Consider the following 20,105-nt stretch of genomic DNA (forward strand, 5'->3'; position numbering starts at 1 on the left):
GTACGCTCGACCCCGTAACGTCGCCTGACTCGTCGGTACGGACGCGTTCAGGCCCTCACCGGCTCATATCGGCAGCGGAGCGGATCATCAGTACGCAAGGTTCCCCCCAGACCAGGGACGACGCCGTCCCGAACCCCGCCGATGGCGTGGAGGTGGCCGTGGCCGATTCCGTGGAGCCGACCGGGCCCGCGGAGGCGGACTCCGCGTCCGGCGCCGCCGCGGCGGACAAGCCCGCGGGCCGGCGCCGGGTCGGGGTGCTGCTGGTCGTCGCGGTGCTCGCCTTCCTGATCGACCTCGGCAGCAAGCTGCTGGTCGTCGCCAGGCTGGAGAACCATGCGGCGATCAAGGTGATCGGCGACGTCGTCACCCTCCAGGTGATCCGCAACTCCGGCGCCGCCTTCGGAATGGGGCAGGCCCTGACCGTCGTCTTCACGATGATCGCCTCGGCCGTCATCGTGGTGATCTGGCGGATCGCCCGCCGGCTGTACAGCCTCCCGTGGGCGATCGCGCTCGGGCTGCTGCTCGGCGGCGCCCTCGGCAACCTCACCGACCGGCTGTTCCGTGCGCCGGGCGTCTTCCGCGGGCACGTCGTGGACTTCATCTCGGTCCAGCACTTCGCGGTGTTCAACCTCGCGGACTCGGCGATCGTCTGCGGCGGCATCCTCGTCGTGCTGCTCTCCTTCCGGGGCAGCAACCCGGACGGGAGCGTGCACCAGCCGGCGGAGAAGGGCGAGAAGTAGGGCCCGACCCCGGGCCGGGCGGCCGGCGGGCGGGGCGCGGTCGGGTTTCCGGCATACTCGTACGGGTGAGTACCGCAGCGCAGATCCGCAGCCTCCCCGTTCCCGACGGTCTGGAGGGCGAGCGTCTCGACGCCGCCCTCGCCCGGATGTTCGGCTTCTCCCGGACCAAGGCCGCCGAGCTGGCCGCCGAGGGCAAGGTGACGCTCGACGGCGCCGTGGCCGGCAAGTCGGACCGGGTGACCGCCGGGTCCTGGCTGGAGGTCGAGATCCCCGCCCCCGCCGCCCCGGTGCGGATCGTGGCCGAGCCGGTCGACGGCATGCGGATCGTCCACGACGACGAGGACATCGTGCTGATCGACAAGCCGGTCGGCGTCGCGGCGCACCCGAGCCCCGGCTGGACCGGCCCGACCGTCATCGGCGGGCTCGCCGCGGCCGGCTACCGGATCTCGACCTCCGGTGCCGCCGAGCGGCAGGGCATCGTGCACCGGCTGGACGTCGGCACCTCGGGGCTGATGGTCGTCGCCAAGTCCGAGCGGGCCTACACCGACCTCAAGCGGCAGTTCCACGACCGGGTCACGGACAAGCGCTACCACACGCTGGTCCAGGGGCACCCGGACCCGCTGAGCGGCACGGTCGACGCGCCGATCGGCCGGCACCCCAGCTCGGACTGGAAGTGGGCGGTGACCCGCGAGGGCAAGCCGTCCGTCACCCACTACGACCTGATCGAGGCGTACCGGGCGGCCTCGCTCATGGCCATCAAGCTGGAGACCGGCCGCACCCACCAGATCCGCGTCCACATGTCCGCGCTGCGGCACCCCTGCGTGGGCGACCTGACGTACGGCGCCGACCCGACGCTGGCGAAGCGGCTCGGGCTGACCCGGCAGTGGCTGCACGCCGTGTCGCTCGGCTTCGAGCACCCGGCGGACGGGCAGTGGGTCGAGTTCAGCAGCGAGTACCCGGCCGACCTGCAGAAGGCGCTGGACGTCATCGCGTCGGAGAGCTGAGATGACGGTCTCCGTGCGGGTCGCCGAGGGGGAGGCCGACCTGGAGCAGGTGCGGGCGGTGCGGCGTGAGGTGTTCGTCGTCGAGCAGAACGTGCCGGAGGAACTGGAGTACGACGAGTACGACGCCACCTCGGTGCACGTGCTGGCGGTGGGCGCGGACGGCGCCGCGCTGGGGACCGGGCGGCTGATCTTCGGCGAGGAGGCCCTGAAGCTGACCGGAGGCGTCGAGGGGCGGGTGCTGCTCGGGCGGCTCGCGGTCCTGGCGGCGGCCCGGGGGACGGGGCTCGGGGTCGAACTGGTCCGGGCGATCGAGGCGGCCGGGCGGGAGCGCGGCGGAGTCGAGGTCGAGCTGCACGCGCAGGTGCGGGCGCTCGGGTTCTACGAGCGGCTGGGGTACGTGGCGGAGGGGCCGGTGTACGACGACGCCGGGATTCCGCACCGGACGATGACGAGGGTTTTGTAGCGGGTGGGCTCCGGCGCTCCGGCGCCTGCGGCCTCCCCCCGCTTCACACAGCGCCCCGCGCCCCTTCCGGGGCGCGGGGCGCTCGCGTCGTCGGACAGGTGGAAGATCCGCCGGAGGGCCTGGTCGACGATCCGGCCGACCGCCCGGGTGGCGGCGACGGTGACGAGCAGGATGAGCGGCGGCCGGAGCACAGGGGCCTTCTCGGGGTGTCGTCCGGGCCGGGGGAGAGCCGGGTGAGCCGTGCGATACCGGGATTGAACGGGGCGAACCGGGCGGAAAGGGCCGATGGCTTTATCGGACGCCTACCCGGACGACGGATACGATCAGCCCCCATGGAGTTCGGTGGGGCATGGCGCCGGTGGCGCGGCCGGGGTACGTCGGTGCGGCGCAGGGTGCTGGCCGGGGCGGTGGCCCTGGTGGCGGTCGCCGGGGTCGGCACGGCGACGGTGGCGTCCGGCAGTGAACAGGCGGTCCATCAGGAGGACCGGTTCCTCGGCATGCCGGAGACGCCCGGCAGCACCCAGCAGGTCCAGCTGGACACCTCCTTCTTCACCACCGGCACCAGCCCGCGACCGGCCGTCCTGCTCGCGCACGGCTTCGGCGGCTCCAAGGAGGGCGAGCGGGACCGCGCCGAGCAGCTGGCCCGGCAGGGCTACGCGGTGCTGACCTGGTCGGCGCGCGGCTTCGGACACTCCGGCGGGAAGATCGGCCTGAACGCGCCCGACCGCGAGGTCGAGGACGTCAGGCACCTGGTGGACTGGCTGGCCCAGCGCCCCGAGGTGGAGCTCGACGGGCCCGGCGACCCGCGGGTCGGCATCACCGGGGCGTCGTACGGCGGGGCGATCTCGCTGCTGGCCTCGGCGTACGACCGCCGGATCGACGCGGTGGCCACCCAGATCACCTGGTGGAACCTGGCCGACGCGCTGTTCCCGCAGGGGGTGGACGGCTCGGGCGCGGCGGACGGCGTGTTCAAGAAGCTGTGGGCCGGGATCTTCTTCACCACCGGCTCGGCGGCCCCCGGTTCGGCGGGCGGTCTCGGGCCCTCGGGCGGTGCGCCGCGCAGCGGGGCGAACCCGGACGCCGGAAAGCCGGATCCGGCGGTGGCGGACGGGCAGGTCGGGTGCGGGCGGTTCCTGGAGTCGCTGTGCCAGATGTACGACCGGGTCGCGACCGCCGGCCACGCCGACCCGGAGGCCGTGGCACTGCTGGACAGGTCCAGCCCGTCCTCGGTGGCGGCGCAGCTCAAGGCGCCCACCCTGGTGGTGCAGGGGCAGCAGGACTCGCTGTTCCCGCTGGACCAGGGCGACCGGATCGCCCGGGCGGTGGCGGCCAACGGCGCGCCCGTCTCGGTGGACTGGTTCGCGGGCGGGCACGACGGCGGCACGGACACCAGCGCCCGGGTGGACGACCGGGTGACCGCCTGGTTCGACCACTACCTGAAGGGGCTCGGCAACGACACCGGCCCGGGCTTCCGGGTCACCCGGACCGGCGGCGTCGACTCGACCGGCTTCCAGGCCGTGCTGCGTGGCGCCGACGCCGACCGCTACCCGGGGCTCGGCGGCACCGGAACGCGGTCCGTCGAGCTGGCGGGTGGGGAGAGGACCGTCGCCAACCCGCCCGGCGGGGCGCCGCCCGGGATCTCGACGCTGCCGGGGATCGGCGCGCTGAGCCAGGCGGCCGCGCTCGGGGCCGGGCTGTCGCTGGACTTCCCCGGGCAGAACGCCGCCTTCGACTCGGCGCCGCTGGACACCTCGCTGCACCTGACCGGACAGCCGACCGTGCCGGTGCGGGTGAAGGCGGACCGGCCGGACGCGGTGCTGTTCGCGAAGGTGTACGACGTCGGCCCGGACGGCAAGGCGGTGCTGCCGGAGCAGCTCGCGGCTCCGCTGCGGGTGACGGGCGCGGACGAGGGGAAGACGGTGACGGTCCGGCTGCCCGCCGTGGACCACGACTTCCCGGCCGGGCACCGGCTGCGGCTGGTGCTGGCCTCCACCGACCTCGCGTACGCCTCGCCGAACGAGCCGGCCACCTACCGGGTGGCCGTGGCCGGGGCGCTCGCCGCGCCGACGGTGCGGGAGCTGGTCACGGAGGCGGCTCCGCTGCCCGCGCGGACCTGGATGCTGCCGGTGGCGGCCGTGGTGGTGGCCGCGGGGCTGGTGCTGGTGCCGTGGGCGCGGCGGCGGCGTTCGGTGGCCGGTACGTCCTCGGGCCCCGAGTTCGATCCGGAACTGGCCGGGGTGCCGCTGCGGATCAGCGGGCTGAGCAAGCGCTACAAGGGTTCCCAGGACCGTTACGCCGTAAGGGACTTGGGCTTCCGGGTGGAGCAGGGCCAGGTGCTCGGCCTGCTCGGGCCGAACGGCGCGGGCAAGACCACCACGCTGCGGATGCTGATGGGCCTGATCCGGCCGGACGCCGGGGAGATCCGGGTCTTCGGGCACCTGATCCGCCCCGGGGCGCCGGTGCTCTCGCGGGTCGGCGCCTTCGTGGAGGGCGCGGGCTTCCTGCCGCACCTCACCGGGCGGGCCAACCTGCGGCTGTACTGGCAGGCCACCGGGCGCCCGGAGGCCGACGCGCGCTTCGACGAGGCGCTGGCCATCGCCGGGCTCGGCGAGGCGCTGGACCGCGCGGTGCGCACGTACTCCCAGGGCATGCGGCAGCGGCTCGCCATCGCGCAGGCGATGCTCGGGATGCCGGACCTGCTGATCCTGGACGAGCCGACCAACGGACTGGACCCGCCGCAGATCCGCGAGATGCGCGAGGTGATGATCCGGTACGCGGCGGGCGGGCGGACCGTCATCGTCTCCAGCCACCTGCTGGCCGAGGTCGAGCAGAGCTGCACCGACCTGGTGGTGATGGACCGCGGGCAGCTGGTGACGGCCGGGCCGGTCGGTGAGATCGTCGGCGCCGGTGAGCTGCTGATGATCGGGGTGGCCGCGTCCTACGCCCCGGAGTCGGTGGTCGAGAAGGTCGGCGCGCTGGCCGGGGTCGGCTCGGCGGAGGCCGTCGGGGGCGGGCTGCTGGTCCGGCTGGACGGGCTCGCGGCGAGCGAGCTGCTGGCGGAGCTGGTGCGGCTGGGGGTGCCGGTGGAGAGCGCCGGGCCGCAGCGGCGGTTGGAGGACGCGTTCCTGTCATTGATCGGAGGTGCGGCGTGAGCGCTGGTGTTACTACGGATGGGGTCTCCTCGGACCACGCTGGGTCGGACCACGCCGGGGCGGACCATGCCGAGGGGTACCGTCCGGGCCGGACGCTGCCGCTGCGGGTGGAGGCGATGCGTCAGCTGCGCCGTCGCCGCACGCTGGTGATCGGCGGGGTACTGGCCGCGATGCCGTTCGTCATCCTGGCGGCGTTCCAGATCGGCGGCACCCCGGGGCGTCCGGACCGGACCACCTTCATCGACCTGGCCACCGCCTCCGGGGCCAACTTCGCGGTCACCATGCTGTTCGTGGGCACCGGTTTCATGCTGGTGATCCCGGTCGCGCTGTTCTGCGGGGACACGGTGGCCTCGGAGGCCAGCTGGTCCTCGCTGCGCTACCTGCTGGCCGCGCCGGTGCCGCGGGCGCGGCTGCTGGCCCGCAAGTTCGCGGTCGGGCTGGCGTTCTCGGCGGTGGCGATCGTCATGCTGCCCGCGATCGGGCTGGTGGTGGGGACGGTGGCGTACGGCTGGGGTGACCTGAAGCTGCCCGCCGGGGCCAGCCTGCCGGCCGGGGAGGCGCTGCCCCGGATCGCGATCGCGGTGGCGTTCGTGTTCCTGAGCGAGCTGGTGATCGCCGCGCTGGCGTTCTGGCTCTCGACGGCGACGGACGCGCCGCTCGGGGCGGTCGGCGGGGCGGTGTTCCTGTCGATCATCACCGGGGTGCTGGACGCGGTCACCGCACTGGGCGACCTGCGGGAGTGGCTTCCGGCGCACTGGCAGTACGCCTGGGCGGACGCCCTGCAGCCGCAGCTGGAGTGGGGCGGCATGCTGCAGGGGGTCTCGTTGTCGCTGTCGTACGCGGTGGTGCTGCTGGTGCTGGCGTTCCGCGGGTTCGCTCGCAAGGACGTGGTGTCTTAGCGGGGCGCTCCGGTGGGCCCGTCAGGGGAGGGCGGGGGTCGGGGCCGGGTCGGCGGACAGGGCGGTGAAGAGCAGCCGCCACAGGGGCTCACCGCTGCGGGGGGCGAGGCTGTTGTCGGCGGGGCTGTTGGCGGCGACGGTGTTCGCGGCGCCGCCGCAGTCGGCGGTGCTGTTGTCCGGGGTGGTGTTGTCCGCGGTGCCTTCGGCCGTGGTCAGCAGCCCCCGGATCACGGTCAGCAGCAGTTCGGCGACCAGGGGCGGGCAGTGGTCGGGGAAGCCGCTGTCGCGCTGGGCGCGGCGGACCAGGTCGGTCAGGGCGTCGTGCATCTCGGCGAGGACGTCGCAGCGGGCGGGGGCGAGGTCGGGGTGGTCGACCGCGAGCCGGAGCGCGGCCCGTAGCCGCACGTCCGAGCGCAGCCGGTCCGTGAAGCCCACCACGACGCCTTGGAGCACCTCGGCGGCGTCGGCGCCCGGGATGTCGTACGCGGCGTGCAGGCTCGTCCAGGTGTGGCGGGACTCGTCGATCAGGGCCCGGGCCAGCGAGCGCTTCGAGGGGAAGTGGCCGTAGAGCGCGCCCTTGGTCATGCCGATGCGTTCGGCCACGGTGTTCAGCGTGGTGCTGGCGTAGCCCTGAACGGCGAACACCTCGGCCGCGGCCGTCAGGACCTTCTCCCGTGTGCGTCGTGCCCGCTCCTGCTTGGCCATGGCCCTGCCCTCCGTCGTTGCCTGGAACCCATACATACCATCGGGATGGAATGTTGCTGCAAGGCCTTCCTTTGCAGTTTGAATGTCCCTGCTGATGGTTCTGACATAGGGGGCAAAAAACATACCTATAGGAATCTTGCGAACAGGTGAGCGACGCGGCGGTCCGGGTCTGCGGGCGGCCCGTCAGGCGGGGTCCGTCACCGTGCGCCCGGTGGCGAGGACCACCAGGCCGCCGAGGGCGGCGAGGCCCAGCAGGACGGCGGCGAAGACGGTGGCGCCGCTGGTCAGGCCCACCGCGTCGCTGAGGTAGCCGGCCGAGACCGGCAGCAGTCCGGCCGGGACGTAACCGCCCACGTTGAACGCGGCGTTGGCCTCGGCGAGGCGCTGCGGCGGGATGCCGGCGTTGAGCAGCGACAGGCCGCCGAGCTGGTCCATGCCCTGGCCCGCCCCGGCCAGCAGCGCGGCGAGGACGAGCACTGCCACCGCCTCGGTGTGCACGGCCACGGCCAGGGTGACCATGCTCAGCGCGGTGGCCGCTGCGCCGGCGGTCAGGACGGTGCGGCGGCGCAGCCTCTGGACGGCGAACTGCACTCCGGTGGCGGCGAGGAACATCGCGAAGGCCATGGCGCCGGCGACGATCCGGTTGGTGGTGCCGAGCAGACCGGACAGCAGCGAGGGGCCGAGCGAGAGCACGAACGAGGTGGCGGTGATGCCGGGCGCGAACACCGCGATGCCGAGGGCGAGTTGACGGCCGTTGCCGCGCGGGACGCCGGGCACCCGTATCCAGGCGCCCCGGCCGCCGCCCTCGGGCCGGCGCACCGGCATCCGCAGCACGACCAGCACCGCCCCGGCCAGGACCGCGGCCTCGACGACGAAGACGGTGGTGGTCGGCGCGGGCGCCAGCTCGGAGAGCACTCCGGCCAGCAGCGGGCCCAGGCCGGCGCCGAAGACCATCGCACAGGAGGCCAGCAGGGCGGCGGTCCGCTTGCGCTCGGGCCCGGCGACGTCGGTGACCGCGGCCATCCCGGCCGAGACCACGGCGCCGACCGCGATGCCGGTGAACAGCCGCGCCACGATCAGTGCGGCGACGCTGGTGGCGGTCCCGAAGATCAGGCAGGCGGTGAGGCCGAGCGCCAGGGCGGGCAGCAGGACGGGCTTGCGGCCGACCCGGTCGGAGGCCACTCCGGAGACCAGCAGTGAGCCGATCAGGCCGACGATGTAGAAGGCGAACACCACGGTCAGGGTGCCCTTGGAGAAGCCGATGTCGTGCTGCCACAGCACGTACAGGGGGGTGGCGGCGTTGGAGAGCACGAACACGGCGGTGACCGGGTAGGCGGCCAGCCAGATCCACCACAGGGGTGCGGATGCGGTGGGGGGTGCGGGTGCGGGTGCGGTGGGGGCCGACCGGTGCGGTTCCGTCGGCCGGTCGGGGGTGGTCCGGGTCGCGGGCATGACTGTTCCCTCCCGAGGTGCGCTGCTGGTCCGCAGCAGTACGAGTTGAGTCGAACCTAGCATGCAGTACGATTTGAGTCGTACTGATTGCTGATGCCGAGTCACGGCGCCGCACGCGCCGACGAAGCCTTGGGAACGTGAGGAGTCGAGGAGTTGACCAGGCCCGTGACCACGGCCGGTGCACCCGCCGTCAAGGTGCTCCCCGAGCCGGCCGACCTGCCGGCGCCGCTGCCCGAGCCGGGCATCGACGAACTGCGGCTGGAGACCGTCCTCGGAGCGCTCAGCGACCCGCTGCGGCTGACCATCGTCCGGAAGCTGCTGCTGGAGTCCGAGGACTTCGACCACTCCTGCGGGTGGTTCGGGCTCGACCGGCCCAAGTCCTCGCTCACCCACCACTTCAGGGCGTTGCGCGAGGCCGGGATCACCCGGCAGCGCCAGTACGGGCTGGAGCGGCGCAGCCACGTACGGGTCGAGGACCTCGACGCCCGCTTCCCCGGGCTGCTCGACCTGGTGGCCGCCTGGACCCCGCAGGGCTGACGCGCCGCCTCGGGCGTGGTACCGGGGTGCGGTGCGGGATCATGGGTGGGTATCCCTGACCTCGTTTGCCGAAGGACCCGACCGTGGCCCAGATCGTCCTCTTCCACTCCTCGCACGGCCTGAACCCGGCCGTGCGCGGCGCCGCCGACCGGCTGCGCGCCGCCGGGCACACCGTGCACACGCCGGACCTGTTCGAGGGGCGCACCTTCGACGACTCCGAGGCCTCCCGGACCTACCAGGAGGAGGTCGGCGGCGGGGACGAGCTGCTCCGGCGCGCGGTGACCGCCTCCGCCCCGCTGTCCGAGGGCGGGCTGGTGTACGCCGGGATCGGGCTCGGCGGCGCGATCGCGCAGAACCTGGCGCTGGCGGACGAGAAGGCGCGCGGACTGCTGCTCCTGCACGGCACCTCGGACCTGCGTGAGGACGCGGTGACCGGCGTCCCGGTGCAGCTGCACATGGCGGAGCCGGACCCGCACGAGCCGGAGGACTGGCTGAACGCCTGGTACCTGCGGATGCGGCGGGCGGGCGCGGAGGTCGAGGTGCACCGCTACCAGGGCGCCGGGCACCTGTTCACCGACCCGGACCTGGACGACTACGACGCGGAGGCGGCGGAGCGGGCCTGGGCGGCGGCGCTGGACTTCCTCGCGGACCTGGAGGAGTAGCGGGCCCGCCGGCCCCCGCCGCGGCCCCGGAGGGAATGGGCGGTCTACGGCCGGACCGGGCCGCGGCGGGGGAGGGTCTGGCTGTAGACGACGCTGGTGGTGGTGGAGCCGAAGCCGGCGAGGGAGTCCACCAGGGTCTCCAGGTGCTCCATGGAGGTCGCGGCGATCTTGAGGGTGTAGCAGTCGTCGCCGGTGGTGCGCAGGCACTCCAGGATCTCGCGGCGCCGGGCGAGCAGCTCGTGCAGCGGCTGGTGGCGGTTGCCCGGGTACTTCAGCCGGACGACGGCGAGCACCGGGTAGCCGACCTTGGCCAGGTCGACGGTGGCGTGGTAGCCGGTGATGACGCCCAGCGACTCCAGGTTCCGCACCCGCTCGGTGGTGGCGGACGCGCTCAGGTTGACGCGTCGGCCCAGCTCGCTGAGGGAGATCCGGCCCTCCTGCTGGAGCTGTTCGATGATCGCCCAGTCGGTCTCGTCGAGATTCGCGGCCATCCGGCGATATTACCGGGACATTCGCGGCGGGAGGCCGTCTCTACCGGGAGGATCGGGTTCCCCGCGCGATGTGCCCGGGAATAGCCTCGTGGCATGCAACTTGGCGTCAACGTACCGAACTTCGGGCCCGGAACCGACCCCGGACTGTTGCGCGACTGGGCGCGGGTCGTCGAGGGGCTCGGGTTCGACCTGGTGATGGTGTCCGACCACGTCGCCGTGACGGCGGACGTGGCCGAGCGCTACCCGGAACCCTTCTACGACCCCTTCGCGACGCTGTCCTGGCTGGCCGGAGTGACCGACGGACGGCTGCGGCTGGGCACGACCGTCCTGGTGCTGCCGTACCGCAACCCGCTGCTGGTGGCGCGGATGTCCAGCAGCCTGCACCGGCTCAGCGGCGGCCAGTTCGTGCTCGGCGTCGGCCTCGGCTGGGCGCGGCAGGAGTTCGAGGCGCTCGGGGTGCCGTTCGGCGCGCGGGGCCGGCTGACGGACGAGTACCTGTGGGCCGTGCGGGAGTCCTGGGTGAAGCAGGGCGACGGCGCCGCCGCTCCCGTGTGGGTCGGGGGCCACAGCGAGGCGGCGATCCGACGGGCGGCGGAGCTCGGCGACGCCTGGCACCCGCTGCGGCTGCCCGTGGAGCGGATGCGGTCGGTGCTGGAGCGGCACGAGCTGCCCGGCTTCGCGCCGCGGGTCGCCCTGCGGCTGACGGACGAACCGGTGCCCGGCCCGGACCGGCCCGCCGGGGTCGGCGACCTGGAACAGGTGGTGGCCGACTTGCGGGAACTGCACGGACTCGGGGCCGAGGCCGTGGTGCTGGACCCGTACCACGGCGACCCGGAGGAGACCCGGCGGCCCGAGACCGCCTGGCGGGCGCTGACGGCGGTGTCCGAGGCGTGGAGGAGGAGTTCGTGATCACGACGGCTGACGAGGCGCTGCTGCGGCGCGCGATCGGGATCGCCGCGAGGGCCGTGGAACTCGGGGACGCGCCGTACGGCTCGCTGCTGGCCGGACCGGACGGGACGGTGCTGGCCGAGGCGCACAACACCGTCCGGCGGGACGACGACATCACGGCGCACCCGGAACTCAAGCTCGCCCGCTGGGCCGCCCGGGTGCTCGACGAGGAGGCGGCCGCGCGTGCCACCCTGTACACCAGCTGCCAGCCGTGCGGCATGTGCGCGGGGGCACTGGTCCGCTCGGGCATCGGGCGGGTCGTGTACGCGCTGGCGACCGCGCAACTGGTCGAGCTCAACCCGGCCTCGGGGGCCTGGCCGGTGGTGGCGCACGACGGGCCGGCGCTGTTCGACGAGGCGCGGGGGCCGATCGAGGCGTACTACCGGGAGGGCTGAACGCGGGGGCGGGAGTTGACCCTCACGTGACGTGAGGTCCTACGGTCTCGGGGCATGGAGATCGTGGTTCATGACACGGCGAGCGCGATGCTCGAACTGCTGCGGCGACCGGTCGGCGAGCGGGCCGGCGCATTGCGGGAGATGTACCGGCCGCTGGAGGGCGCGATGTCCCGGGTGATGGGGCCGGTGGATCTGGTGGGGCTGCACCAGGCGATGGGGAGCGGGTTCCGGCTCGACCGGGACGACGAGCGGTACCTGCCCGCGGTGCGGCGGATGCGGGAGGAGGGGGTGTGGAGCAGGGTCGAGGAGTCGGTCCGGGCCGCGTGGCAGCGGATCGACGCCGCGGTGCCGGGTGTGCGGCACGCCGAGACGGTGCACGTGGTGCTGGTGCTCGGCAACCCGGACGACGAGCACCTGACCGTCCGCAGCGGCGGCTACTTCGGGATGGGCGGGATCCCCGGGGCGATCCAGCTGGTGATGTGGCCGACCGAGACGAGCCTGGCGAAGATCGGTCACGCCGCGGCGCACGAGGTCCACCACAACGTCCGGTACGCCAACGTGGTGTGGGACCCGGCGACGGTCACCGTCGGCGAGCAGGTCGTGGCGGAGGGCCTGGCCGAGGCCTTCGTACGGGAGTTGGCGGGGGAGGACGCCCTGGGCCCGTGGTCGACGGCGCTCACCGGCCCCGAGTTGGACGGCGCGTACGAGCGGATCACGGCCGCGATCGACGTGACGGGGATGGGGAACCTGCCGCCGTACGTCTTCGGGGACGCGACCGCGCTGCGGCTGGGGCACGAGCCGGTCGGGCTGCCGGACTTCGCCGGGTACGGTGCCGGGCTGCGGATCGCCGACGCGCACCTGGCGGCCTCGGGGCTGACCGCCGCGCAGAGCGTGGCGCTGCCGGTGGGCGAGGTTCTGGCCAACGCGGGGGTGCGGACCGGGGCGTGAGGGGGGAGACGGGTCGGTCGGCGGGGCGCGCGAGGGGACGCCCCGGCGGCTGCGCCGCCCTGGTCCCGGATGCTTCACCGGTGCTCCACCCCGCCGAGCCGGTGCTCGGCGGGGTGAAGTGCCGTGGGGGTGGGGCCGGTCAGTGCTGGGAGCCGGAGGGGGTGGTGCTCGGGGCGTCGGTGCTTCCGGTGGGGCTTCCGGTGGTGCTCGGGTCGGGCTTGGTGACCGGGTCGGGGATGTCAGCCATCGGCAGGGACTGCTTGGGCGTGCCGCGCAGGGCGTCGTTCATGGCGACCCGCCAGATCGGGCCGGGGCCGTCGGCGCCGAACACCTCGGTGTGGTAGTCCCCGTTGATGGTGATGTCGCGCATCTCGACGCCGCCCGCCGGGCCGCCGAGCCAGACGGCGGTGGCCAGCTGCGGGGTGTAGCCGTCGAACCAGGCGGCCCTCTTGTGGTCGGAGGTGCCGGTCTTGCCCGCGATCTGCCGGTTGTCCTCCAGGTGGAGCTCCGAGCCGGTGCCGCCGTCCTTGGTCACGCCGTTCAGGACGGTGTTCATCTCCTGTGCCGTCGTCTCGGAGAAGGCCCGCTCGCAGTGGCCGGCCGGGACGGGGACGTCCTTGCCGTCCACGGTGGTGATCTTGGTGATGGCGATCGGGTCGCAGTGGGTGCCTTCGGCGGCGAAGGTGGCGTACACGCCCGCCATGGTCAGCGGGCTCATCTCCTCCACGCCCAGGGCCATCGCGGGGACCTCCTCCAGTGGCTTGCCGCTGGCCTTGGCGGTGATGCCGAGCTTGTTGGCCATCTGCTTGACCGCGCAGAGGCCGATCTCCTGCTCCATCAGCACGAAGTAGGTGTTGACCGACCGGGCCATCGCCTCCTTCAGCTGGTACGTGCCCTTCTCGCTCGCGGACTCGTTGGGCACCACTGTCCTGGGCCTGGTCTCGTTGCGCCAAGTCCCCTCGCAGGTCTTCATGGTCGGGTACTCGATCTTGTTCGGGGTCGTGTACTCCTGGACCGGCGGCAGTCCCGCCTCCAGCGCCGCGGCCGCGACGACCGGCTTGAACGTGGAGCCGGGCTGGAAGCCGTTGCCGCCGCCCATCGCGGCGTCGACGTTGAGGTTGACGACGGTCTGGTTCTTGGTCGTGTCCAGGCCGTACGGGCGGGTCTGGGCCATGGCGAGGATCTTGCCGGTGCCCGGCTCGACCATGCTGGCGGCGGCGGAGACGGTGTCGGTGACGGCCACCTTGCTGCTCACCGCGTTCTGGGCGGCGGCCTGCTTGTCCGGGTCGAGGGTGGTGTGGATGTTCAGGCCGCCGGTGTCCCAGAGCTTCTTGCGGTCCTCGGCGCTCTTGCCGAAGGCCGGGTCCTGCTTGACGACGTTGCGGACGTAGTCGCAGAAGAAGCCCATGCCTGCCTTGGCGGTGATGCAACCGTTGTGCGGCTCCTTGTACTTGAGGCCCAGTGGGGCGGCCTTGGCCTCCTTCGCCTGGCCGGCGGTGATGTGCCTGTTCTCCAGCATCTTGTCGATGACGGTGTCCCGGCGCTTCTGCGCGGCCTGAGGGTGCAGCTTCGGGTCGTACTGCGACGGGTTCTGGACGAGGCCGGCGAGGGTGGCGGCCTCGGCGATGGTCAGGTCCTTGTTGTCCTTGCTGAAGTAGCGCTGGGAGGCGGCCTCCACGCCGTAGGCGCCGTTCCCGTAGTACGTGATGTTGAGGTAGTTGGTGAGGATCTGGTCCTTGGGCAGGTCCTCCTCCAGCTTGATCGCGATCTTGAGCTCCTGGATCTTGCGGCCCAGGGTCTTGCGCTGGGCCTCCAGGACGGCGCCCTTGTTGTCGCCGGCCTTCTCCACGTTGACGTTCTTCACGTACTGCTGGGTGAGGGTGGAGGCGCCCTGGGAGGCGGTGCCGCTCTCCGCGTTCTTGCTCAGTGCGCGGAGGACGCCCTTGAGGTCGACGGCGCCGTGCTCGTAGAAGCGGGCGTCCTCGATGTCGACCTGGGCCTGGCGCATGTACGGCGACATCTGGTCGGGGGGCAGGACGGTGCGGTCGCGCTCGTAGACCTTCGCGATCAGGCCGCCCTTGGCGTCGAAGATCTGGGTGGCCTGGGTGAGCGGCGGGGTCTTGAAGTCGTCGGGAATGTCGTCGAAGCCCTCCGCCGTGCTCTTGGCGGTCAGTCCGATGCCACCGGCGACCGGTAGGGCGAGGCCCGCCAGCAGCACGCCTGACACGACGCTCACCCCTACGAAGGTCGCACCGGAGCGGGCCAGCCGGAGCGGCGTCCTGCGGGGCGGGCGGGGGTCGGCGGCGTGGTCGTCGGAGGAATTCCGTATCGGAGAGGGATTCGATTCCATTCCGGAATGCTAACTCCCGGTCCTTGTGGGGCGAACGATTTTCCGGGGGCAAGTGTCACGGGTTTGCAACAGGGGTGGAATTCGGCTTCGAGGAAATTGTCCGTGTACGAACTCAATGAATGCGGAAGAATTTGGAGATCTGCTGAATGCGCACTCGCTGAGGCCCCCCTGGAGTGCGTCGCCCCTCCCCCTTCCGTGGTCCGTCATCACTTTGATGCGGTGAGTGGGGCGAAACGTTGCACCCATCCGCGCGGCGGCGTGTCCATCGGGCCGGCGGGGTGCCCGGAAAGCCCTGGCCTGGGGGCAATTGGAATGCGGGGACGTGGGATTGCTGGTTGGGTGCAGCGCATGAGCGACGAGAGCGGGGCGCCCGCGCGGTTCAAGGATCTGGCACTGGACGCACGGGACCACGAGGGGTTGGCGGACTGGTGGTGCGCGGCGATCGGGTACGTGCGCAGGCAGTCGATCGACGGGGTGGAACTGCCGGACGGATGGGGTGTTCCGATCGTGGATCCGGGCGGGAACGGACCGCTGATCTGGATCAATCCGGTGGCGGAGGCGAAAACGGTCAAGAACCGGATGCACCTGGACGTGTGGGGTGATGCGGCCCGATTGGTGACGCTCGGGGCGACGGTGGTGCGGGGGCCCAGCGGTGAGGTGCACTGGCATGTGCTGGCGGATCCCGAGGGGAACGAGTTCTGCGTGTTCGCTCCACGGGACGGCGAGGTCGGCTGACCGGGGCCGCACAGGAAGTCGGGCGGGCCGACTTCCTGTGCGGCGGCCTTTTGTCGCCGGCGAAGGGGGCTGGGGCACGATGGGGGCGTGGCAGAGCGGAGATACGAGTACGCGCCGGCGGGGACGCTGCCGGGGTTGTTGCAGCGGGGGCGGGGCCTGGGTGCGCTGATGGCGGCGGAGGATCCGGGGGCGGCTGCGGAGCTGGTGTACGGGTGCATCCGGTGGGAGTGGCGCTGGGATCCGCGCGTCGACGAGCGGGGGCGCTACCTCGCGCGGTTGATCCGGGATCTGGAGTTGCCGCTCGGGCCGGTGGTCGAGGTGTTGTCCGGGGCCGAAGAGGCCCGTGCGCGGGCTGTCCGGGTTCTGGGGCTGCTGGCGCTCGGCGGCTCGGCGGAGGCCCGGGAGGCGCTGGGAGCCCGCGGGGCGCTGGGGGCGCTGGGGGCGTCCGCGTCCGCGTGGCGGGAGCGCGCAGGGGCTGGGGCGGGTTCGGCGGTGGGGCACGGTGAGGAGCGGGACGTTCCGGCCCTCGTCGCCGAGTTGGAGCGGGCCTGGGTGGATCGTGCCTGGTGCGGTCCGACGCGCCTGGCACGCGGGCTGGCACGGTTCGGTCCCGAGGCGGCGGACGCCGTGTCGCTGCTGCGCCGGTTCTGGCTGCAGACGCCGCACTCGTCCGAACGGGCCGCGTACCTGGAAGCGCTGGCGGCCCTGGGCTCGGCCGGGATGGCGGAGGCGTACACCGAGTCGCTCTGGGACTGCGAGGCGGACGCGCGCCTGCTGGGGGCGGAACACGCCCCGGACACGCCACAGGTGCGGGCCCGGCTGGCGTTCCTCCGGGACGACCCGATCGAGGAACCGGAGGTCAGTAACACGGCCGGAGCGCGGCTGGCCGGGCTCGCTCCGGCCGGAGGGTTGCGGGGGTGCGTCTCCCGGGGAGGGGCGGGCTAGAGTGGACGCGTGAACGTGTGAGTGATGGTCCGGACCCCGAGAGGTGTTCCGGGCCACCGCCATTTCCAGGGGAAACTCCTGTGACCTGCACGTTCGCCGGCCCACCAGATCAGCACCAGAGCCTCCGGAGGCCCCGCCTTGAGCGACCAGCCGTTCGCGCACCTGCACGTCCACACCGAGTACTCGATGCTGGACGGTGCCGCCCGGCTGAAGCAGATGTTCAAGGAGGTCGAGCGGCTGGGGCAGACCCATGTCGCGATGACCGACCACGGGAACATGTACGGCGCCGCCGAGTTCCACAAGCAGGCGACCGACGCGGGGATCACTCCGGTGATCGGCATCGAGGCGTACGTCGCGCCCGAGTCCCGGTCGAACACCAAGCGTGTCCTGTGGGGCCAGCCGCACCAGAAGAAGGACGACGTCTCGGCGTCCGGCGCGTACACCCACAAGACCATCTGGGCCCGGAACAAGGAGGGCCTGCACAACCTCTTCAAGCTGACCTCGCGCTCGTACGCCGAGGGCTGGCTGGTGAAGTGGCCCCGGATGGACAAGGAGCTGATCTCCGAACTGTCCGGCGGGCTGATGGCCACCACCGGCTGCCCCTCCGGTGAGGTGCAGACCCGGCTGCGGCTCGGGCAGTTCGACGAGGCCGTGAAGGCCGCCGCCGACTACCAGGACATCTTCGGCAAGGAGAACTACTTCCTGGAGCTCATGGACCACGGCCTGGAGATCGAGAAGCGGGTCCGCGACGGGCTGCTGGAGATCAGCAGGAAGCTGAACATCCCCCCGGTGGTCACCAACGACTCGCACTACACCACCGAGGCCGACGCCGCTGCCCACGACCTGCTGCTCTGCGTGCAGACCGGCAAGAACCTCTCGGACCCGGACCGCTTCCGCTTCGACGGGACCGGCTACTACATCAAGTCCGCCGCCGAGATGTACGCGCTGGACTCCTCGGACGCCTGGCAGGAGGGCTGCCGCAACAGCCAGCTGCTGGTCGCCTCCCGGGTCGACACCGAGGGCATGTTCAAGTTCAAGAACCTGATGCCCCGCTTCCCGATCCCGGAGGGCTTCGAGTCCGAGGCGGAGTTCTTCCGGTCCAAGGTCTGGGAGGGCATGGACTGGCGCTTCCCGAACGGGTACGACGAGGAGCACAGGAAGCTCGCCGAGTACGAGATGGACACCATCATCCAGATGGGGTTCCCGGCGTACTTCCTCGTGGTCGCGGACTTCATCATGTGGGCCAAGAGCCAGGGCATCGCGGTGGGCCCGGGCCGTGGTTCGGCGGCCGGTTCGCTGGTCGCGTACGCGATGGGCATCACCGACCTCGACCCCATCCCGCACGGCCTGATCTTCGAGCGCTTCCTCAACCCCGAGCGCATCTCCATGCCCGACGTCGACATCGACTTCGACGAGCGCCGGCGCGGTGACGTGATCCGCTACGTGACGGAGAAGTGGGGGTCCGACAAGGTCGCCATGATCGTCACGTACGGCACCATCAAGGCGAAGGCCGCCATCAAGGACTCCTCCCGGGTCCTCGGCTACCCCTACGCGATGGGCGACCGGATCACCAAGGCGATGCCGCCGGACGTCATGGGCAAGGGCATCCCGCTGTCCGGCATCACCGACCCGACGCACCCCCGCTACAGCGAGGCGGGCGAGATCCGGGGGCTGTACGAGAACGACCCGGACGTGCGGAAGGTCATCGACACCGCACGCGGCATCGAGGGCCTGATCCGTCAGCCCGGCGTGCACGCGGCCGGCGTGATCATGTCCGCGGAGCCGCTGACCGACCACATCCCGGTCTGGACCCGGCACACCGACGGCGTCACCATCACGCAGTTCGACTACCCCACCTGTGAGGGCCTCGGCCTTCTGAAGATGGACTTCCTCGGCCTGCGCAACCTGACGATCATGGACGACGCCGTCAAGGCGATCGAGAAGAACAAGGGCATCAAGATCAACCTTCTTGAGCTGCCCCTCGACGACAAGCCCACCTACGAACTCCTCGCCCGCGGCGACACGCTGGGCGTCTTCCAGCTCGACGGCGGGCCGATGCGCTCGCTGCTGCGGCTGATGAAGCCCGACAACTTCGAGGACATCTCGGCCGTCCTCGCGCTGTACCGCCCGGGCCCGATGGGCGTCAACTCCCACACGAACTACGCGCTGCGCAAGAACGGCCAGCAGGAGATCACCCCGATCCACCCGGAGCTGGAGAAGCCCCTGGAGGAGGTGCTCCGGCCCACCTACGGCCTGATCGTCTACCAGGAGCAGGTGCAGAAGGCCGCGCAGATCCTGGCCGGCTACTCGCTCGGCCAGGCCGACCTGCTGCGCCGCGCGATGGGCAAGAAGAAGAAGGAGATCCTGGAGGCGGAGTTCGTCCCCTTCCAGAAGGGCTGCCGCGAGCGCGGCTACTCCGACGCGGCCATCCAGGCGGTGTGGGACGTCCTGGTCCCCTTCTCCGGCTACGCGTTCAACAAGGCGCACACCGCCGGGTACGGGCTGGTCTCGTACTGGACGGCGTACCTCAAGGCCAACTACCCGGCCGAGTACATGTCCGGCCTGCTCACCTCCGTCAAGGACGACAAGGACAAGTCGGCGGTCTACCTCAACGAGTGCCGCAAGATGGGCATCCAGGTGCTGCCGCCGGACGTCAACGAGTCGGACTCCGACTTCACGCCGCACGGCAGCGACACCGTCCGGTTCGGCCTGACCGCCATCCGCAACGTCGGCGGGCCGGTGGTCGAGTCGATGATCCGCACCCGGAAGGCCAAGGGGAAGTTCAGCTCCTTCCCGGACTTCCTGGAGAAGGTGGAGTCGGTGGTCTGCAACAAGCGGACCGTCGAATCGCTGATCAAGGCCGGGGCGTTCGACTCGCTCGGGCACACCCGCAAGGGCCTGAGCGCGCAGTTCGAGCCGATGATCGACAACGTCGTCGGGGTCAAGCGCAAGGAGGCCGAGGGGCAGTTCGACCTCTTCGGCGGCGACGCCACCTCGGACGAGCCCGGCTTCGGGCTGGACGTCGTCTTCTCCGAGGAGGAGTGGGACAAGTCCTTCCTGCTCACCCAGGAGCGGGAGATGCTCGGCCTGTACGTCTCCTCGCACCCGCTGCACGGCATCGAGCACGTGCTCGCCGACAAGTCGGACTGCGCGGTCGCCGACCTCGCCGAGCGGCCGGACGGCTCGATCGTCACCATCGGCGGCATCATCTCGGGCCTCCAGCGGAAGATGACCAAGCAGGGCAACGCCTGGGCGATCGCCACCGTCGAGGACCTGGCGGGCTCCATCGACTGCATGTTCTTCCCGGCCAGCTACCAGCTGGTCTCCTCCCAACTGGTCGAGGACGCCGTGGTGTTCGTGCGCGGCAAGCTCGACAAGCGGGAGGACGTGCCGCGGCTGATGGGCATGGAGCTGTCCGTCCCGGACCTGTCGAACGCCCACGCCGAGGCGCCGATCACCATCAACATCCCGAGCGGGAAGGTCACCCCGCCGCTGATCGCCCGGCTCAGCGAGGTGCTGACCCACCACAAGGGCACCACCGAGGTGCGGGTACGGCTGGAGGGCCGCGCCAAGACGACGGTGCTCCGGCTGGACCGGCACCGGGTGAAGTCGGACCCGGCCCTGTTCGGCGACCTGAAGCAGCTGCTCGGGCCGAGCTGCCTGGCCGGCTAGCCGGAGC

At 71.8% G+C, this 20,105-nt stretch carries 17 protein-coding genes; 13 read left to right on the forward strand and 4 right to left on the reverse strand.

All coding sequences use genetic code 11. The features are described 5' to 3' along the window. The first annotated feature begins 65 nt into the window (after positions 1 to 65). From lspA to HS99_RS20605, 5 genes are all read left to right on the forward strand, one after another. Positions 66 to 740 carry a signal peptidase II gene (lspA, locus tag HS99_RS20585; protein WP_063737910.1) on the forward strand — a complete coding sequence of 225 codons (675 nt, stop codon included), beginning with the start codon at positions 66 to 68 and terminating at the stop codon, positions 738 to 740. A gap of 65 nt (positions 741 to 805) precedes the next feature. Then, positions 806 to 1,744 carry an RluA family pseudouridine synthase gene (locus HS99_RS20590; RefSeq protein ID WP_030280373.1) on the forward strand — a complete coding sequence of 313 codons (939 nt, stop codon included), beginning with the start codon at positions 806 to 808 and terminating at the stop codon, positions 1,742 to 1,744. A gap of 1 nt (position 1,745) precedes the next feature. After that, entirely contained in the window at positions 1,746 to 2,207 is a 462-nt protein-coding gene (locus HS99_RS20595; RefSeq protein WP_030280375.1) for a GNAT family N-acetyltransferase, read from the forward strand. A 332-nt stretch (positions 2,208 to 2,539) separates the two neighbouring features. Then, complete coding sequence (locus tag HS99_RS20600) at positions 2,540 to 5,359, forward strand: alpha/beta fold hydrolase (protein WP_043387713.1); 2,820 nt, start codon at positions 2,540 to 2,542, stop codon at positions 5,357 to 5,359. Between the two features lie 116 nt (positions 5,360 to 5,475). Next, positions 5,476 to 6,258 (forward strand): ABC transporter permease, encoded by a 783-nt coding sequence (locus tag HS99_RS20605; RefSeq protein ID WP_167344901.1) that lies wholly within the window; start codon positions 5,476 to 5,478, stop codon positions 6,256 to 6,258. Positions 6,259 to 6,279: 21 nt separating this feature from the next. Here HS99_RS20605 and HS99_RS20610 read toward each other — a convergent pair whose 3' ends face one another. Further along, entirely contained in the window at positions 6,280 to 6,963 is a 684-nt protein-coding gene (locus tag HS99_RS20610) for a TetR family transcriptional regulator (RefSeq protein WP_050366826.1), read from the reverse strand. Between the two features lie 183 nt (positions 6,964 to 7,146). After that, entirely contained in the window at positions 7,147 to 8,415 is a 1,269-nt protein-coding gene (locus tag HS99_RS20615; protein ID WP_078958622.1) for an MFS transporter, read from the reverse strand. 153 nt (positions 8,416 to 8,568) lie between these two features. Here HS99_RS20615 and HS99_RS20620 point away from each other — a divergent pair, with 153 nt between their 5' ends. Further along, positions 8,569 to 8,952, forward strand: a complete 384-nt coding sequence (locus HS99_RS20620; protein ID WP_223886090.1) for an ArsR/SmtB family transcription factor — start codon at positions 8,569 to 8,571, stop codon at positions 8,950 to 8,952. A gap of 65 nt (positions 8,953 to 9,017) precedes the next feature. Then, positions 9,018 to 9,614 (forward strand): dienelactone hydrolase family protein, encoded by a 597-nt coding sequence (locus HS99_RS20625; protein WP_267883934.1) that lies wholly within the window; start codon positions 9,018 to 9,020, stop codon positions 9,612 to 9,614. A 44-nt stretch (positions 9,615 to 9,658) separates the two neighbouring features. On the opposite strand, the gene HS99_RS20630 is transcribed toward HS99_RS20625, so the two are convergent. After that, positions 9,659 to 10,105 carry an Lrp/AsnC family transcriptional regulator gene (locus HS99_RS20630; protein ID WP_030280390.1) on the reverse strand — a complete coding sequence of 149 codons (447 nt, stop codon included), beginning with the start codon at positions 10,103 to 10,105 and terminating at the stop codon, positions 9,659 to 9,661. Between the two features lie 93 nt (positions 10,106 to 10,198). Between HS99_RS20630 and HS99_RS20635 the strand changes: the two genes are divergently transcribed. From HS99_RS20635 to HS99_RS20645, 3 genes are read left to right on the forward strand one after another with little or no spacing between them, the layout of a single operon-like run. Beyond that, on the forward strand, positions 10,199 to 11,014 hold the full coding sequence (locus HS99_RS20635) for an LLM class flavin-dependent oxidoreductase (protein ID WP_030550051.1): 816 nt from the start codon (positions 10,199 to 10,201) through the stop codon (positions 11,012 to 11,014). Continuing rightward, positions 11,011 to 11,448: a nucleoside deaminase gene (locus tag HS99_RS20640; RefSeq protein ID WP_030550053.1), complete on the forward strand. Its 438-nt coding sequence runs from the start codon at positions 11,011 to 11,013 to the stop codon at positions 11,446 to 11,448. The genes HS99_RS20635 and HS99_RS20640 overlap by 4 nt, the downstream gene beginning before the upstream one ends. Positions 11,449 to 11,502: 54 nt before the next feature. Next, entirely contained in the window at positions 11,503 to 12,396 is an 894-nt protein-coding gene (locus HS99_RS20645) for a DUF2268 domain-containing putative Zn-dependent protease (protein ID WP_030550055.1), read from the forward strand. 139 nt (positions 12,397 to 12,535) lie between these two features. Here HS99_RS20645 and HS99_RS20650 read toward each other — a convergent pair whose 3' ends face one another. After that, positions 12,536 to 14,632 (reverse strand): transglycosylase domain-containing protein, encoded by a 2,097-nt coding sequence (locus tag HS99_RS20650; protein WP_223886091.1) that lies wholly within the window; start codon positions 14,630 to 14,632, stop codon positions 12,536 to 12,538. Positions 14,633 to 15,094: 462 nt separating this feature from the next. On the opposite strand from HS99_RS20650, the gene HS99_RS20655 reads away from it, so the two are divergent. The 3 genes from HS99_RS20655 to dnaE all read left to right on the forward strand — a co-directional run bounded on the left by HS99_RS20655 (position 15,095) and on the right by dnaE (position 20,098). Next, positions 15,095 to 15,481, forward strand: a complete 387-nt coding sequence (locus HS99_RS20655) for a VOC family protein (RefSeq protein ID WP_030280400.1) — start codon at positions 15,095 to 15,097, stop codon at positions 15,479 to 15,481. A gap of 87 nt (positions 15,482 to 15,568) precedes the next feature. After that, positions 15,569 to 16,426, forward strand: coding sequence for a hypothetical protein (locus tag HS99_RS20660; protein WP_030550057.1), 858 nt, complete (start codon positions 15,569 to 15,571; stop codon positions 16,424 to 16,426). Between the two features lie 138 nt (positions 16,427 to 16,564). Further along, a complete protein-coding gene (dnaE, locus tag HS99_RS20665) occupies positions 16,565 to 20,098 on the forward strand; it encodes a DNA polymerase III subunit alpha (protein ID WP_030280404.1) in 3,534 nt (1,177 codons plus the stop codon). Positions 20,099 to 20,105 lie beyond the last annotated feature (7 nt).

Source organism: Kitasatospora aureofaciens, assembly GCF_001188955.3.
GTDB lineage: Bacteria > Actinomycetota > Actinomycetes > Streptomycetales > Streptomycetaceae > Kitasatospora > Kitasatospora aureofaciens.

Bases quoted from the DNA above. Each gene is read 5' to 3' on its own strand.
- HS99_RS20595 (WP_030280375.1), top strand. From the start codon at position 1,746: ATGACGGTCTCCGTGCGGGTCGCCGAGGGGGAGGCCGACCTGGAGCAG.
- HS99_RS20600 (WP_043387713.1), top strand. From the start codon at position 2,540: ATGGAGTTCGGTGGGGCATGGCGCCGGTGGCGCGGCCGGGGTACGTCG.
- HS99_RS20605 (WP_167344901.1), top strand. From the start codon at position 5,476: ATGCGTCAGCTGCGCCGTCGCCGCACGCTGGTGATCGGCGGGGTACTG.
- HS99_RS20610 (WP_050366826.1), bottom strand. From the start codon at position 6,963: ATGGCCAAGCAGGAGCGGGCACGACGCACACGGGAGAAGGTCCTGACG.
- HS99_RS20615 (WP_078958622.1), bottom strand. From the start codon at position 8,415: ATGCCCGCGACCCGGACCACCCCCGACCGGCCGACGGAACCGCACCGG.
- HS99_RS20630 (WP_030280390.1), bottom strand. From the start codon at position 10,105: ATGGCCGCGAATCTCGACGAGACCGACTGGGCGATCATCGAACAGCTC.
- HS99_RS20635 (WP_030550051.1), top strand. From the start codon at position 10,199: ATGCAACTTGGCGTCAACGTACCGAACTTCGGGCCCGGAACCGACCCC.
- HS99_RS20645 (WP_030550055.1), top strand. From the start codon at position 11,503: ATGGAGATCGTGGTTCATGACACGGCGAGCGCGATGCTCGAACTGCTG.
- HS99_RS20655 (WP_030280400.1), top strand. From the start codon at position 15,095: ATGAGCGACGAGAGCGGGGCGCCCGCGCGGTTCAAGGATCTGGCACTG.